Below are 16,143 nucleotides of genomic sequence, written 5' to 3' on the forward strand. Positions count from 1 at the left end.
CCTCAAAGTGTTGTGTAGTCCTCGAGGGCCTGTGTACTTCTCTGTGCGGCTCGCGCCGTGTGTCAGCGGTTGGCCGACATGCTCTTTGGGCCACGCCCCAGGGTGACCGCGCCGGATTGGGCGATCTCGCGGATTCCGTACGGATCGAGCATCCGCAGCAACGCCTCGAGTTTCTCGCTGGTACCGGTCGCCTCGATCGTCAAGGATTCGGTCGAGACGTCGATGACCTTCGCGCGGAACAGGTTGACCACCTCGATGACCTCGCCGCGCACCGACGAATCGGACCGGACCTTGATCATCATCAGTTCACGCGACACCGAGCTCGACGGGTCCTGCTCGACGATCTTGATCACGTTGATCAGCTTGTTGAGCTGCTTGGTGACCTGCTCGAGCGGGAAATCGTCCACGGTGACCATGATGGTCATCCGCGAGATACCTTTCAGCTCGGTCGGTCCGACCGCCAACGACTCGATGTTGAACCCACGCCGGGAGAACAGGCTCGAGACCCGGGCGAGAACACCCGGTCGGTCCTCGACCAGAACGCTGAGGGTGTGAGTGGTGCTCACTTGTCTTCCTTCCCTGCAGAAGCGGGCCGATTCGCCTGATCCGGACGCGCCATCGTCTCGTGGATGTCGACCGGATCCGATGCGGATTCGTCCTCGTCGAACAGCGGCCGGATGTCGCGGGCCGCCATGATCTGATCGTTACCGGTGCCTGCGGCGACCATCGGCCACACCTGGGCATCGGCGCCGACGATGAAGTCGACCACCACCGGCCGATCGTTGATCTCCCTGGCCTTGGCGATGACCTCGTCGACGTCCTCTTCGCGCTCGACCCGGAATGCCGCGCAGCCCAACGCTTCCGCGAGCTTCACGAAGTCGGGGATCATCCGCGAGTGGGTCGAGAGGTCGGTGTTCGAGTAGCGCTCCTCGTAGAAGAGGGTCTGCCACTGCCGCACCATGCCGAGATTGCCGTTGTTGATCAAGGCCACCTTGATGGGGATGCCCTCGATGGCGCAGGTGGCCAACTCCTGGTTGGTCATCTGGAAGCAGCCATCTCCGTCGATGGCCCAGACCTCGGTGTCCGGCGCGGCCATCTTGGCACCCATGGCCGCAGGCACGGCATAGCCCATCGTGCCCAGACCACCCGAGTTCAGCCACGTTCGGGGCTTCTCGTAGGAGATGAACTGCGCAGCCCACATCTGGTGCTGGCCGACGCCCGCACAGTAGACGGCGTCGGGACCTGCTGCCTTGCCGACGGCCGAGATGACGAACTCGGGCGACATCGATCCGTCCGCCTGACGGTCGTAGCTCAATGGATACGTACGGCGGACCCCGTCGAGGTACCTCCACCACTCCGAGATGTCCGGCGCCCCGGCGGTGGTGGCCCGCTCATTGCGGATCGTCTCGATCAGGTCGACGATGACCGCTTTGCAATCCCCGACGATGGGGACGTCGGCGTGCCGGTTCTTGCCGATCTCGGCCGGGTCGATGTCCGCGTGGACAACCTTGGCATTCTGTGCGAATGACGACAACTGGCCGGTGACGCGATCGTCGAAACGTGCGCCGAGCGTGATCAGCAGATCACTCCGTTGCAGGGCGGCCACCGCGGCGACCGTGCCGTGCATACCCGGCATGCCCAGGTGCTGCTGATGGCTGTCGGGGAACGCCCCGCGCGCCATCAGTGTGGTCACCACCGGGATGCCGGTCAGTTCCGCGAGTTCCCGCAACTCCTCCGACGCGTTCGCCTTGATGACGCCGCCGCCGACGTAGAGGACGGGCGCCTTGGCCGCCTCGATCAGCCGAGCAGCCTCCCGGACCTGCTTGCCGTGCGGCTTGGTGACCGGACGATATCCGGGCAGGTCGATCTGCGGCGGCCACGCGAACGTGGTCTGCGCCTGCAGGATGTCCTTGGGGATGTCGACGAGAACCGCGCCCGGACGGCCACTCTCCGCGATGTGGAACGCCTCGGCGATCACGCGCGGGATGTCGGCCGGGTTGCTCACCAGGAAGTTGTGCTTGGTGACCGGCATCGTGATGCCGGAGATGTCGGCCTCCTGGAAGCCGTCGGTGCCGATGAGCGCACGCCCGACCTGTCCGGTGATCGCGACGACCGGCACCGAGTCCATCTGTGCGTCGGCCAGCGGAGTCACCAGATTGGTGGCACCCGGACCCGACGTCGCCATGCAGACGCCTGCGCGGCCGGTGATCTGCGCGTAACCGGTCGCCGCATGTCCCGCACCCTGCTCGTGCCGGACCAGGACGTGACGAACCTTCTGCGAATCCAGCAGCGGATCGTAGACCGGCAGGACCGCGCCGCCGGGAATGCCGAAGACCACCTCGACGCCGAGTTCCTCGAGCGACCGGACCACGGACTGGGCACCGCTGACGCGCTCGGGTGCCACGGTGTGCTGGCCTACCGCCCGCAGGTTTCCTGCCGCGGGTGATTGCTGGCGCGGCGCCGTCTCACGGGAGGTATCGGCTCCGGTCGCGGCGTTGGTTCGTGCTGTTGGTGCGCTCACTGCACGTTCCCCATCTTCTGGTGTTCTGGTTGTTGACAAGAAAAAACCCCCGACAGCTGGGCTGTTCGAGGGTGGCGCGTCGATGCTCGAGGGTCTACGAAGTGACCGGTCAGGCGACGACGCGCCGGCCGAGTACTACGAGAATATCGTGCTGCATCACGCCTTCACGGTAGGACCGGCGCATGTCAAGAGTCAAACCACGGGACATCGCGTCTCACATGGTGGGAAATCACTGGTGGATCTGCGCTGTCGACGGGATGAGACAATGGAGACGTGTCTACCCCATCCGCCGCATCCTCCGACTCCACACCCCCCGAGGTGGAACTGCCCCAGACGTTCCGCATCCAGCGGATCGCCTATTTCGCGGTCCCGATGATGTTCATCGTCGCCGTGATCCTGGCGGGGGCCTCACTGGTGTGGCTCGGCTGGACTCTGGCCCTGCCGATACTCCTCGGCTGGTGGATCGTGCGGATTCGCACGGTGGTGACCGAAGACGGGCTGAAGGCGGTGCACACCTTCTCCACCCGCGAGATCGCCTGGAATGAACTCGACGGTCTGCAGTTCCCGCGGTGGAGTTCGGTGCGCGCGGTCCTGGTGAACGGCGCTCGGGTGCGATTGCCCGCCATCACCTTCGCCGATCTCCCCCGGTTGTCGGCAGCCAGCCGCGGACGGATTCCCGACCCGTACGCGGCGGCAGCGGCCGACCAGGCCTGACCACCACGAACCCTTCGGCAACCCCCGATCGGCGCGGAGTAGCCTCGAAACCCGGTGATGCGCACGCATTCGGCCGCCGGTGACCTCCACCGCAGAGGTCGGTCCGTCGTCCCGTGTCGAGATCACCACCCATTCCACGCCTGCCCGAGCCCAGGCAGGACGACGAACACCGAGGATTTTGCATGCCAGCTCTGAGGTCCCGAACCACCACCGTCGGCCGCGAAGCAGCCGGTGCGCGCTCGCTGTGGCGGGCCACCGGAATGACCGATGACGACTTCGGCAAGCCGATCGTGGCGATCGCCAACTCCTACACACAGTTCGTACCCGGTCACGTGCATCTCAAGGATGTCGGTGAGATCGTCGCCGACGCCGTCCGTGCGGCCGGTGGTGTGCCTCGCGAGTTCCACACCATCGCCGTCGACGACGGCATCGCGATGGGCCACGGGGGCATGCTCTATTCACTCCCGAGCCGCGAGATCATCGCCGACTCGGTCGAGTACATGGTCAACGCCCACACAGCCGATGCCCTTGTCTGTATCTCCAACTGCGACAAGATCACTCCCGGCATGCTCAACGCCGCGATGCGCCTGAACATCCCCACGGTGTTCGTCTCGGGAGGCCCGATGGAGGCCGGCAAGGCCGTCGTCGTCGACGGTGTCGCGCAGGCGCCCACCGACCTCATCACCGCGATCTCGGCGTCGGCGAACAGCGATGTCGACGAGGAAGGGCTGAGTGAGGTCGAACGATCCGCGTGCCCGACCTGTGGGTCGTGCTCGGGTATGTTCACCGCCAATTCGATGAACTGCCTCACCGAGGCACTCGGACTCGCGTTGCCCGGCAACGGCTCGACGCTGGCCACCCACGAAGCGCGCCGCGCATTGTTCGAGCGCGCCGGCAGCGTCGTGGTCGACGCGGCCAACCGCTGGTACCGCGACGACGACGAGTCGGTCCTCCCCCGCAACATCGCGACCCCCACGGCGTTCCGCAATGCCATGGCTCTCGACGTCGCGATGGGCGGATCGACCAACACCGTGCTCCACATCCTCGCCGCCGCGCAGGAAGGTGAGGTCGCCGACTTCGACCTCTCGGTCATCGACGAGATCAGTCGCAACGTGCCGTGCCTGTCCAAGGTCGCGCCGAACTCGGACTACCACATGGAGGACGTGCATCGGGCCGGTGGCATCCCGGCGATCCTGGGTGAACTACGCCGGGCCGGGCTTCTCGACGACACCGCATCAACGGTGCACAGCCCGACCGTCGCCCAGTTCCTCGACGACTGGGACGTCCGCGGCGGCAAGGCCCTCGACGAGGCACGAGAGCTGTTCCATGCGGCACCGGGCGGCGTCCGGACCACCACGCCGTTCTCCACCGCGAACCGGTGGAGTTCCCTCGACACCGATGCCGAGGGTGGCTGCATCCGCGATCTCGCACACGCGTACACCGTCGAGGGTGGGTTGTGCGTGCTACGCGGCAATCTCGCCGAAGACGGCGCCATCCTCAAGACCGCGGGCATCGATGAGGATCTCTGGCACTTCGAAGGTCCGGCCCGAGTCGTCGAGAGCCAGGAGGAAGCCGTCCAGGTGATCCTGTCCAAGACGATCCAGGCCGGTGAGGTCCTCGTGGTTCGATACGAAGGGCCGTCCGGCGGGCCAGGCATGCAGGAGATGCTGCACCCCACCGCCTTCATGAAGGGCACCGGCATGGGGAAGAAGTGCGGATTGATCACCGACGGCCGGTTCTCCGGCGGATCGTCGGGACTGTCGATCGGTCACATCTCGCCCGAAGCGGCGGCAGGTGGCGTCATCGGTCTCATCGAGAACGGTGACCCGATCCTGATCGACGTCAAGACCCGTCGCCTCGAAGTTCTCGTCGACGACGATGTGCTGGCCGAGCGACGAGCCAAGATGGAGGCGTCGGAGCGGCCGTGGCAGCCCAAGGACCGTGAGCGGACGGTGACCACCGCATTGCGCGCCTACGCCAAGTTGGCCACCTCGGCCGACCGAGGCGCTGTGCGCGTGGTCGACTGAGCGATCACGATTGCCGGCAGACCCGGCCGGCGTCAGCCGGTCGGGTTACCCGGCGACTCGAACGGATTGGTGCCGTTGAACACCATCCAGACGGCGACTGCGGCACCGATCCCGACGACGAGCAACGCCAGTGACCCCCAGGCCGGTCGTCGCGCCCAGCCGCGCGGCGCATCGAGTGAGATCCGGCCCGGACCGGTCAGGATGATCGCCACCGCGCACGCGCAGATGAGCAGTTCGTACTCGATGCCCGCGCCGTTCGGATCGGCCGCGAAGAACCAGACCCCACCCGCCAAGGTCGCCTTGTAGGCCGCGGCGACCAACATCACACCCAGGACCGCGGACGCGGCGAGCGGTGTGAACAATCCCACCACCAGCATGAGACCGCCGAGCGTCTCGGAGACCGCGCCCACTATGGCCAGGGGACGTGCGGCGTCGGGAGTGAATCCGATGGCCGGGTTGGGCGAATTGAGGAGCATGTCCTCGAACCCCGACAGTCGCGGCCCGTTCCACCAGCCGAAGAGCTTCTGCGACCCGTGCGCGAGGGCGATCACCCCGACCGCCACGCGTAATACGAGCAGACCGATGTCGAGGGTGCCACGGCGTGCACGGCGCTGCGCCTCGGACAGATCCTCCTCCGCCGACCGGAGACGTTCATCGGCGACTGCCGGGGCCGCCTCGTAGGAATCCCCGACGCCGGGCGCGACAGCGTCGGACACGTCGCTCTCCGGCACGGCGGTCTCCGAAGCCGCGACCCGGGTTGGCGGGACAGCCGTGAAGTCATCGGTGCGGACGTCCTCGACCGGTTGCGGGTTGGTGCGCGGTTGCGGCGTCGCAAACCGCTGGGTCTGTGCATCGGCGGGATCGTCGGGCCGTCTGATCGCCTCGGTCGGCGTCGCGGCGGGTGCGGCGCCGCTCTGCGCGGCCGGGCGGGCAGGCATTGCCTGGGTGTCGAGTTCGTCGGGATCGATGTCATCGAGGTCGTCGACTCTCGAGACGCCGGGCCGTTCGGGAAGCGCATGTCGGGCGTAGAACTCGTCCCGGTCATCCGCAGGCACCTGTCGACGACGCATCGAGGCGTCCTCGCCCAGATCGATCTCGCCCGTCGGCTCGTCGTACGGACTGGAACCGCTGCCTGCAGCCATGTCGCGTTCGCTCACACGCCCGACTCTATGCGCTGTCGGGCGAACCTGGCTCCAGCAGCACGCGGTGAGTCGAAATCGATCACCTACTCTGGGTCGTATGCGCAAGGGGTGGCCGACAGGAATGCGCGGCCGGAAGCGGTCGGCATCGGGGGGCCGGACGTATCGGGTCCGGGTCGGCGCCGTCGTCGCCATCCTCTCGGTCCTGACGATGATCAGCGGATGCGCGGACTTCTCCGCGCAGGACCGAGAGAAGGACGCGGGCACGTTCAGTGCCAACAACGAGTCACAGCAGAAGAAGCAGGCGCCGCCCCCGACACCCGCCGAGCCACCCATCCCTCCCCCACCTGGTCCCTGTGTGGATCCGGATCCTGCCGTGATCGCGACCTGCCTGGCATCCACCGCAGGGGTGATGCCGGGCGACGACAAAGGCGATGCCACGGTGGTCGCCGAGCGGACGACCGGCAAGATCATCACCACCAAACGCTATGGACCGCAACGTGTCCTGGCGACCGTGCCCGTCGACGCATCCGGCGACGGCGGACTGATCGACTTCGCGTTCTCACCGACCTACGCGCAGGACCGACTGATCTACGCGCTGATCACCACCGCATCCGACAATCGCGTCGTGCGGATCGCGCCCGGCGACGTGCCGAAGCCGATCCTGACCGGTATCCCGAAGGGCACCAACGGAAACATGGGTGCGATGTACTTCCGCAACCCTGCCGAACTGATCGTGGCGACCGGTGACGCAGGCGATCCCTCCGCTGCGGCGAGCCCGTCGTCACTGGCCGGGAAGATCTTGTCAGTGACCGCACTCGGATCGGGGGCCAACCCGCGTCCGCGCACGCTGGCCTCCGGTCTCGGTTCCAACGTATCGCTGTGCCCGAGCACGACGTCCGGGTCGCTGTACTTCGCCGATCAGACCGCCGCCGAGGATCGCGTGCAGGTGCTCGAATCGTCCGGCCCGAAGGTGTTGTGGACCTGGCCGGACCGGCCGCAGATCGCCGGCTGCGCCGTGACGTCGGGTGCGATCTTCGTCTCCACCACGCGAACACAGCACATCGAGGCGATCAACGAACCGACCCGGCAGAAGCCGGCGATCACCCCACCGGTGGTGGTGCTCGAGAAGCGGTACGGGGCATTGGGTCGAATGGTGGCACTGCAGAACGGCATCCTTCAGTTCGCGACGGTCAACAAGCAGTACGGAAAACCGGTGAGTACCGACGATCGAGTGGTGAAGTGGCTGCCGCCGTCGTCGACCGAAGATCGCACCTGACCCGACCTGTCCGGTTCACCTGCGGAAACTGCTGGTGACATAATCTCGAAAACACACGCACGCGCGGACGAATGCTGGTCAGATCGAGCATCGATCATTCACCCGTCGCGGAGGGTTCCCGTCATGGTTCGTCGTAGAGTCCTTCTCGTCCTGGCGTTCGCGTTCTCCCTGTTGTTCGGCGCCGGCGCCGTCGCCCAGGCCGCGCCGGGCCCGTTGGGACGCTTGGACCTCGGATCGCTCGGCGGTCCGGCAACCCAGGGTTGTTCGGTGGCCTCGTACGACGGAAACAGCCGATACGGGCCCCAGACCTTCTCGACTCAGCCGCCGACCGGCAGGCAGCTGGCCGGCTATCAGCGTTTCGGGTCGTACACCGGCGTGGACGCCGCCAGGAACTTCGACGAGAAATACTATGACGCCGACGCGAAATGGTGGATCTATCCACCGGAGCAGGGCTATGTCCTCGACCGCAACAAGCAGCCGATCAAACACAAGAAGTCGTTGCCGGTCGGTACCCGGATGGACCGGTACGGCGGCGAAGGTGGCAACTTCCTGGCGGTCCCGGGCACGAAGTATGCGGCCCGTGCCCTCCCGCCATCGAATCTCTCCGGCCCGCAGGGTCAGGAGCAATACTGCAACTATCACGTGTACGAGGTGATCAAGACCTTCTCGGTGGACACCGGCCGGATCGCTCCGTGGTTCGCGCAGCGCGGCGGCGGCATCCAGTATCAGGTGGTGAGGTCCTACCTCGACGACCCGTCGTATCCGCAGTGCATCAGCTTCATCAACCAGGACGGCACGCTGAGCGTCGGATGGTTGAAATGTGCCGGCTATCTGCGGCAGTCGTTTCCCGCCGTGAGTTGATGGTCGGGCCTTCTGCCGGCCGGGACGGATCGGATGATCTGCTCGACGACGAGATGCGTGCGCGGATCGAGGATCTCGCGGAGCGGCTCGGTGCCCGTCCGGAAGACCTGCCGGTGCTGGGCTCGGTGCGCGGTGAATCGACACCCTATTGCGTTCGCGGCCCCGACGGCTGGCATCTCACCGCGCGCGAACGCGACCGCATCCTGTCCGACCGGAGCACGCCGGACCCCGACGAGTTCCTCCGCTGGGTGGCGGAATCGATCTCCGAGCGTATGTCCTGGCGATTGCACCCGCCGGGCTCGCCGGACTTCAGCCGGGCCTCGTGGCAGGCGCAATACGAGATCCTGGCATCAATCGATCAGATGTGGGCCGACACCTGGCTCTCGTCGATGCGATCCCGATTGATCGATGCAGGCGCGACGGCCGACGTCCTCGCGATGCTGCCCACCCCGACGTGACCCTTCCCGGCCTCACACCGAATCGTCCTGACCGGCGAATCGTCACCGGGCAGAGAATCGTCACTGGCAGGCGGCGATCACAAGCTCTTTCACCCGCGCCGGATCCGCCTGACCGCGGGTGGCCTTCATGACGTCGCCGACGATCTTGCCGGCCGCCTGAACCTTTCCGCCCCGGATCTTGTCGGCGATGTCGGGGTTGGCGGCCAGCGCCTCGTCGACCGCCTTCTGCAATGCCGAATCGTCGCGCACCACCTCGAGCCCGCGGTCGGCGACGATCTGCTCCGGCTCGCCCTCACCGTCGAGTACCGCCACCACGACCTGCTGGGCGAGCTTGTTGGTGAGCTTGCCGCCGTCGACGAGCCCGATCACGGTCGCGACCTGAGCCGGCGAGATCGACAGCTCCGCGAGCTCGACGGCGCGGGTGTTGGCCTGCTGGGCAAGGAAGGAAACCCACCAGCCGCGGGCGGCCTCCGGACTTGCGCCCGCCTCGACGGTCTCGATGATCAGGTCCACCGCACCCACATTGACGAGATCGCGCATCACCTCGTCGGAGACGCCCCACTCCTCCTGGATTCGGGCTCGCCGCACCCAGGGCATCTCCGGCAACGTGGTCCCGAGCTCCTTGATCCACGACGGATCCGGTTGCACCGGCGGCAGGTCGGGCTCCGGGAAGTAGCGGTAGTCCTCCGCGGTCTCCTTGCGACGGCCCGCCGCGGTGGTGCCATCCTCCTCGTGGAAATGCCGTGTCTCCTGGACGATCTCACCACCGGCCTCGAGAATGGCCGCCTGACGGCGCATCTCGTGACGCACAGCGATCTCGACGCTCTTGAGCGAATTGACGTTCTTTGTCTCGGTGCGGGTACCGAACTGCGCGGCGCCCTTACGCATCAGGGACACGTTGGCATCGCAGCGCATCGATCCCTGGTCCATCCGGACATCGGAGACCTCGAGAGCCTTCAGCAGGTCGCGCAGGGCCGTCACATATGCCCGGGCCACCTCCGGCGCACGCTCCCCCGCACCGACGATGGGCTTGGTCACGATCTCCACCAGCGGGACGCCGGCACGGTTGTAATCCAACAACGAGTGACTGGCACCCTGGATGCGGCCGGACCCGCCGACGTGTAACGACTTGCCGGTGTCCTCCTCCATGTGCGCGCGTTCGATCTCGACGCGCCAGGGCGTTCCGTCCGGGAGCAACACCTCCAGGTACCCCTCGTAGGCGATCGGTTCGTCGTACTGGGAGATCTGGTAGTTCTTCGGCTGGTCGGGATAGAAGTAGTTCTTACGCGCGAACACACTCGACGGCCGGATCGAGCAGTTGAGCGCGAGGCCGATGCGGATCGCCGACTCGATGGCCTTCAGGTTGGCCACCGGCAGTGCACCCGGCAGGCCGATGCACACCGGGCACACCTGGGTGTTGGGGTCGGCACCGAACGTGGTCGGGCAGCCGCAGAACATCTTGGTCACGGTCCCGAGTTCCACGTGCACCTCGAGGCCCATGACCGGATCGAAATCCGCGATGACCTGGTCGTAGTCGAGCAGTTCAGTGGCAGCGGCTGTCATGGGGTCCATCTTATTGCTCCGCCCACGCCGCGACCGCATGGGTCGGCCAACTGCACGCGAGAACCGGGGTCGAGGTCAGGGTCATCCCCGATGCCGCCAGGCCTTCATCTGCGTAGCGTCGGGAGGATCAGAAAGGAATCCCCGATGACCACACCAGAACCGGCCACCACCCGATTGATGCGTTCCCGAGACGACGCCTGGCTCGGCGGAGTATGTGGGGGCATCGCCAAGCGCTTCGGCTGGGACGCCACGCTCATCCGTGTCCTGTTCGTCGCCTCGATCCTGCTACCCGGACCGCAGGTGCTGCTGTACCTGGTGCTCTGGATCGTCATCCCGCGTGAGCCGGTTGCGCAGCCGCCGGTCATGACCTCGCCGATGACCTATCCGTCGTCGAGTCCGTAGACCATCACCCGAAGATGACGCGGATCTCCTGATACTGGTCGGAGGGCACCGACTTCTCGTTGGCGAGAGCATCGGCGAAGTCGACGTGCACGATGTCCGTGCCACGCAACGCGACCATCTTGCCCCAGCCCTTGTCGGCGCACAGGTCGGTGACCGCCATGCCGAGTCGCGTGGCCAGCACCCGGTCGAACGCGGTGGGGACGCCGCCTCGCTGGATGTGGCCGAGCACCGTCGAGCGGGTCTCGATGCCGGTGCGTTCCTGGATGAGCGGGGCCAGCACCTCGCCGATGCCGCCCAGCCGCGGCCGGTTGAAGCCGTCGAGTCCTTTGTCGGAGTAGGCCTGGTCCATGTCGGGAAGCTTGAATCCCTCCGCGACCACGACCATCGGTGCACGTCCGCGATTCTTGACGCTGGTCGCCCAGGCGCAGATCTGATTGAGACTTTCCGGCTGCTCCGGGATCAGGATCGCGTGCGCACCACCCGCGATACCCGAGTAGAGGGCGATCCACCCGGCGTGGCGACCCATGACCTCCAGGACCATGCACCGTTTGTGTGAGTTGCCGGTCGTCCGGAGCCGGTCGATCGCCTCGGTGGCGATCTCCACCGCGGTGTTGAAGCCGAATGTGTAGTCGGTGGCGTCGAGGTCGTTGTCGATCGTCTTGGGCACGCCGACGATGTTGATGCCGTCCTCATAGAGTCGCTTCGACGCCGAAGCGGTGCCCTCGCCGCCGATCGCGATGACACCGTCGATTCCGAGGTTCTTCAGCACTTTCTTGATGGCCTCGGGGCCACCGTCGGGCTCCTGATACGGACCGAAGCGACTGGTGCCCAGGATCGTTCCGCCCTCGTGCGAGAGACCGCGGACGCGGGTGCGGTCCAGTTCGATGATGTCGCCGTAGACGAGGCCGTACCAGCCATCTTTGAAGCCGACGAACTCGTGGCCGTAGACGGTCTCACCCTTGAGTACTGCACCGCGGATCACCGCGTTCAGTCCAGGGCAGTCTCCGCCACTGGTGAGAATGCCGAACCTCTTGGCCATACCCTGGGACCTCCATGCCGACCGACGTCTTACCTACGCCACTCAATCTAGTGGGCGGGGCCATCATCTGCCGGACGTCGCACATCCCGGATGGCGAGCGCATCGAAGAGGACGCCGCTACTTGAGCCCGTTCTCGTAGGCGAAGACCACGGCCTGCGCTCGATCGCGCAGTCCCAGCTTGCCGAGCACGCTGCTGACATGCGTCTTCACGGTCTGCTCTGAGACGTACAGATCACCGGCGATCTCGCCGTTCGACTTGCCGTCCGAGACCAGGTCGAGCACCTCCCGCTCACGGGGCGTGAGATGTTCGACAGCGGCACTGCGCGGTACCCGCCCGCGGCGCGAGGTCACCTCGGCGATGAGTCGCCGGGTGATCGAGGGCGCCAACAGCGCCTCGCCCGCGGCGACCACCCGAACTGCTCGGACCAACTCGTCGGCCGGCGCGTCCTTGAGCATGAAGCCCGACGCACCGATGCGCAGGGCCTCGAAGACGTAGTCGTCGATGTCGAATGTGGTCAGCATGAGCACTCGGGTGGGGGTTCCGTCGTTGGGACGTGATGCCGATCGCAGGATCTCCTCGGCGGCCCGCAGCCCGTCCTTGCGCGGCATCCGCACATCCATCAGGACCACATCCGGCCGCACGCGCGCACACAGCTCGACCGCCTCGACCCCGTCCGCGGCGTCACCGAGAACCGAGATGTCGGATTGCGCGGCGAGCAGGGCCGAGAACCCCTGACGCACCATCGCCTGATCGTCGACGACCACCACGGTGAGAGCCACGAATCAGAGCCTATTCGCCCGCGCGCAACGTCGACGCGGCGACACCGACTGTGCGACCACCCTGTTCGGGGATCACGGCGCGGACCACGAAGCCCCCGTCGTCGCAGGGCTCGGTGGTCAGCACTCCCCCCACCGCCGAGGCCCGCTCGATCATCCCGGGGATGCCGGTGCCGGGCCCCGCGATCCGGACCGGCTCCGACGTCGGGGCCGAATTGCGAACCTCGATCTCGGTGGTCCCGGCACCTGCAGGCGCGATCCGCACCTCGATCCGGGCGCCCGGTGCATGTCGGGTGGCGTTGGCCAGACTCTCCTGCACGATCCGGTAGATGACCAGGCTCGATGCCTCGCCGATGCGGTCGTGGTCGACCGAATCGGAGAGATGGACGACTGCTCCGGCCATCCTCGTCTGCATCACCAGTCCGTCGAGGTCGCCGAGACCGGGGTTGGGAGCCGACAGCACCTCCCCGTCGGTCCGCAGCACACCCAGCAGCTGACGGACCTCGTCGAGTGAGGCACGCGCGGACACCGCGATCGCCTCGAATTCCGCAGCCGCTTCGTCACTGACGTCGTCGAGTCGGTATCGCGCGGTCTGCGCCATCACGACGACGACCGACATCCGGTGTGCCACAACATCATGGAGATCCCGGGCAATCCGGGTCCGCTCCTGCAGGATCGCCTTCTGGGATTCCACCAACTGCGTCTGCTCGGTGCTCCGCGCGAGTTGACGGCGCGAACGCGAGAGGAAACGCACCAGGGCCACCACCACCGCGAGGAAGGTCAGCCCGAACACCCACCCGCCGCGCGCATCGGGTGGCGCGGCGATCGCGAACACGATCGCGGTGCAGACCCAGACAACGGGCACCCATCGCAACGCGCAGCGGACATAGGCGAAGAACGTCAGCACCAGCAACGCGATCAGATGAGTCACCTGAATCGACCACGGCCAGCCGTTGACGGTGGGCACCACGATCCCGATCAGCTGTGCCGAGACGACCGAGATCGCCCAACCGATCAGTGGCGCCGACCACGCGAGCGCGACCGGGAAGGCCGCGAACGCCGCGACGACCGGCAATGCATAGGTCGGCATCGAATGGGTCAGCGGCAGCGTCGGCCACGACACCGAGTAGAGGACCACGGCCATCGTCAGGAAGAACCAATTGGCCCGCGACGCGAAGTAGCGGCGGACTGCCGGGTCCTGGGCAGCGGGCAGACCCTGGATCTCGCGCACCGCCGCCGTCCCGGCCGTACCGATCAACGACCTCGTTCGTCGGAACATTCTCATCACCTCGACTGTCCACGGTATGCGGGCACGACCTCGCACGTCCTCATACTCGAGAGGGATTCCGTTCTCCCCCGTCCGGAGCAGAGACCTCGGTTCACTCCCGACCATGCGACGGTGACTTATTCACCGTTAAGGCCGATGTGGCATAGTGCCGTGGATTCGTAACTTCGACGCCATGAGAAATCACAGAAACGACCGGCCCCGAGGGCGCCGGAGCTTGGTCATCCTCATTCTCATCGCCGCAGCCACAACAATTCTCGGCCTCGGCTTCGGTGCATCCGATGCACGGTCATCGTCCGAGGCGGACATACCGGGCACCACCCGGACGGCCCTGCCGCCGACGCCAGGTGATCTGGCCACACCGGCCGGCCGGATGGTGTGGGACCTCACATCCGGTCATCCCGATCGCGTCGCTCGCGAGCTACCGCCGGAGTTCACTGCAGATCTCGGCTACCGGCCGCGGGTCGTCGCCGGCTACCCGGTCAACCCGAGCGGTGGCTGCTCCTCACCGGTGACATTGCCCCGCCGGTTCGAGGTCCTGTGCCGATCGCACGACTTCGGTTACGACGTACTGCGTTACGCCGCGGCGACCGGGCATCCCCTGGGTGGATGGGCGCGCGTGAACCTGGATCGTCTACTCGTCGACCGGATGCACGCGTCGTGTACCTATCCGCTCTGTGACGCCGCCGCCACCGCGACGGAAGTGGCCCTCCGCCTCAACACCTGGCGGCAGTACGACGGTCCCCCCACCGCCGTCGAGTCCGCGACCCAGATCGTGTCGTCCGGCGTCGGACGGGGCTGGGCAGACCTCCTCGACCGACGAGCCGATACGCCGCAATGAGCACCGCCGCACCCCCGTTCGGGCCGGTGCGGTACCCACGACGAGCCACCTTCACCCCGCCCCACCCTGCCGTCTCGATCGCGGCGGCCCTGGGTGCGGTGATGGCGCTCTGGCCGTGTGGGCTCCCCCGATCCGGGATCATCTCGGGCGCCCTCACCGCCCTGTGCGTGGGAATCGCAACGACCGCAGCACTTGTCGCAACCCGGCACCGCACCGCGAACCCCGCCCAGGCGGTGGCAGCGGTCGCCGGGGCAACCGGTGCACTGGCCTCGATGTCGCTGTTCAGTCTGTCGTGGCAGAACTCACTGCGGACCGATCTGGGTGCACCACAGGCCGGTGCGTCCTGGCTCGCCGCCTCGATCGTCCCGGCGGCACTGCTGTTCACGGCGATCGTCTCGGTGCCACGGACCACCGCGATGATCGGTGCGACGGTGGTGGCGGTCGCAGCGGGATACCTTCCGGCAGCTCAGGCCGACGATGCGCCCTCCCCACCCCGCACACCGGCAGGCGTGATCTACGGCCTCGACGACGGCACGTCGCTGACGAATCGCAGCCGGGACCTCGCAACACGGTGGGTGGCCGCGGGGGGACTCGACCTCCAGGCCGTGGTGATCGCCGTGCCGACCGGCTCCGGGTGGATCGACACCACCGCCGTCGCCGGCTACCAGGACCGATTTGCCGGGCATGTGGCGATCCTGGCCCTGCAATACGCCCAGATGCCGTCGTGGCGAGCGTTTGTCGGCGACCGCTCGGCGGCCGGACGCAGCGCGGTTGCTGTGCTCCACGAGGTGATCGACCGCACCATGGACCGCCCGCCGGATCGACGACCACGCATCCACCTCTACGGACAGAGTCTCGGAGCCATCGGCGCGGAGGAGGCCAGGGTCTGGGCGGGCGACCACCGCCCCGGCGCGGTCGCCGAGACGCTGCTGGCGGGAGTCCCCGGAGACGCCGTCGCCGTCGACCCGGGAGCGGGCGCGCGACGGGTCGTGCTGGCCAACGCATCCGACCCGATCCCGCGGTGGTCACCCTCGCTGATCTGGCGACCGGCTCGGCAACCACAGGGCACGGTGGTCATCGGACGATCCGTCCGCCACCCACCGTGGTTACCGGTTGTCGGCTTCCTGCAGACGAGTGCGGATCTGCTCGGGTCGCTCGACGGCGCGCCGGGCGTCGGTCACCGATACGGGCAGGAGCAGTCGTCGAGCATGTCCTCGACGACCGACGGCGGGTGAGG

Annotated in this window: 15 protein-coding genes; 8 read left to right on the top strand and 7 right to left on the bottom strand. The window is 66.8% G+C overall.

Going from position 1 to position 16,143, the window contains the following annotated elements; translation table 11 throughout:
• Window positions 1-62 precede the first annotated feature (62 nt).
• The gene (gene ilvN, locus IDF66_RS01860; RefSeq protein WP_164309078.1) at window positions 63-566 is read right to left on the bottom strand and encodes an acetolactate synthase small subunit; all 504 of its coding nucleotides are present in this window, start codon (window positions 564-566) and stop codon (window positions 63-65) included.
• Window positions 563-2,521, bottom strand: a complete 1,959-nt coding sequence (locus IDF66_RS01865; RefSeq protein ID WP_164309077.1) for an acetolactate synthase large subunit — start codon at window positions 2,519-2,521, stop codon at window positions 563-565. Before IDF66_RS01865 ends, ilvN begins: the two co-directional genes overlap by 4 nt.
• A 273-nt stretch (window positions 2,522-2,794) precedes the next feature.
• On the opposite strand from IDF66_RS01865, the gene IDF66_RS01870 reads away from it, so the two are divergent.
• Window positions 2,795-3,235: a PH domain-containing protein gene (locus IDF66_RS01870; protein ID WP_317628547.1), complete on the top strand. Its 441-nt coding sequence runs from the start codon at window positions 2,795-2,797 to the stop codon at window positions 3,233-3,235.
• A 182-nt stretch (window positions 3,236-3,417) separates the two neighbouring features.
• On the top strand, window positions 3,418-5,262 hold the full coding sequence (gene ilvD, locus IDF66_RS01875; RefSeq protein WP_190265534.1) for a dihydroxy-acid dehydratase: 1,845 nt from the start codon (window positions 3,418-3,420) through the stop codon (window positions 5,260-5,262).
• 32 nt (window positions 5,263-5,294) lie between these two features.
• Here the strand turns inward: ilvD and IDF66_RS01880 are convergent, their stop codons facing one another.
• The gene (locus IDF66_RS01880) at window positions 5,295-6,419 is read right to left on the bottom strand and encodes a DoxX family protein (RefSeq protein WP_190265535.1); all 1,125 of its coding nucleotides are present in this window, start codon (window positions 6,417-6,419) and stop codon (window positions 5,295-5,297) included.
• 193 nt (window positions 6,420-6,612) lie between these two features.
• Between IDF66_RS01880 and IDF66_RS01885 the strand changes: the two genes are divergently transcribed.
• The 3 genes from IDF66_RS01885 (at window position 6,613) to IDF66_RS01895 (ending at window position 8,999) form a co-directional block, all read left to right on the top strand.
• Window positions 6,613-7,680 (top strand): PQQ-dependent sugar dehydrogenase, encoded by a 1,068-nt coding sequence (locus IDF66_RS01885; protein WP_388000986.1) that lies wholly within the window; start codon window positions 6,613-6,615, stop codon window positions 7,678-7,680.
• A gap of 123 nt (window positions 7,681-7,803) precedes the next feature.
• Entirely contained in the window at window positions 7,804-8,541 is a 738-nt protein-coding gene (locus IDF66_RS01890) for a TNT domain-containing protein (RefSeq protein WP_190265536.1), read from the top strand.
• A complete protein-coding gene (locus IDF66_RS01895) occupies window positions 8,541-8,999 on the top strand; it encodes an Imm63 family immunity protein (RefSeq protein ID WP_190265537.1) in 459 nt (152 codons plus the stop codon). The genes IDF66_RS01890 and IDF66_RS01895 overlap by 1 nt, the downstream gene beginning before the upstream one ends.
• A gap of 60 nt (window positions 9,000-9,059) precedes the next feature.
• On the opposite strand, the gene gatB is transcribed toward IDF66_RS01895, so the two are convergent.
• Window positions 9,060-10,562, bottom strand: a complete 1,503-nt coding sequence (gene gatB / locus IDF66_RS01900) for an Asp-tRNA(Asn)/Glu-tRNA(Gln) amidotransferase subunit GatB (RefSeq protein WP_190265538.1) — start codon at window positions 10,560-10,562, stop codon at window positions 9,060-9,062.
• A 144-nt stretch (window positions 10,563-10,706) separates the two neighbouring features.
• Here gatB and IDF66_RS01905 point away from each other — a divergent pair, with 144 nt between their 5' ends.
• Window positions 10,707-10,964: a PspC domain-containing protein gene (locus IDF66_RS01905; protein ID WP_190265539.1), complete on the top strand. Its 258-nt coding sequence runs from the start codon at window positions 10,707-10,709 to the stop codon at window positions 10,962-10,964.
• A 4-nt stretch (window positions 10,965-10,968) separates the two neighbouring features.
• Here the strand turns inward: IDF66_RS01905 and IDF66_RS01910 are convergent, their stop codons facing one another.
• From IDF66_RS01910 to IDF66_RS01920, 3 genes are all read right to left on the bottom strand, one after another.
• Window positions 10,969-12,003, bottom strand: a complete 1,035-nt coding sequence (locus IDF66_RS01910) for a 6-phosphofructokinase (RefSeq protein WP_164309069.1) — start codon at window positions 12,001-12,003, stop codon at window positions 10,969-10,971.
• 117 nt (window positions 12,004-12,120) lie between these two features.
• Window positions 12,121-12,783 carry a response regulator gene (locus IDF66_RS01915; protein ID WP_164309068.1) on the bottom strand — a complete coding sequence of 221 codons (663 nt, stop codon included), beginning with the start codon at window positions 12,781-12,783 and terminating at the stop codon, window positions 12,121-12,123.
• 10 nt (window positions 12,784-12,793) lie between these two features.
• Window positions 12,794-14,059 carry a sensor histidine kinase gene (locus IDF66_RS01920; protein WP_190265540.1) on the bottom strand — a complete coding sequence of 422 codons (1,266 nt, stop codon included), beginning with the start codon at window positions 14,057-14,059 and terminating at the stop codon, window positions 12,794-12,796.
• A 181-nt stretch (window positions 14,060-14,240) separates the two neighbouring features.
• On the opposite strand from IDF66_RS01920, the gene IDF66_RS01925 reads away from it, so the two are divergent.
• Entirely contained in the window at window positions 14,241-14,906 is a 666-nt protein-coding gene (locus IDF66_RS01925; protein WP_190265541.1) for a hypothetical protein, read from the top strand.
• Window positions 14,903-16,141 (top strand): alpha/beta-hydrolase family protein, encoded by a 1,239-nt coding sequence (locus tag IDF66_RS01930; protein ID WP_190265542.1) that lies wholly within the window; start codon window positions 14,903-14,905, stop codon window positions 16,139-16,141. Before IDF66_RS01925 ends, IDF66_RS01930 begins: the two co-directional genes overlap by 4 nt.
• Window positions 16,142-16,143: the final 2 nt, after the last annotated feature.

Origin of the sequence: Gordonia hankookensis, from assembly GCF_014673215.1 — a bacterium.
GTDB classification, from domain to species: Bacteria; Actinomycetota; Actinomycetes; order Mycobacteriales; family Mycobacteriaceae; genus Gordonia; species Gordonia hankookensis.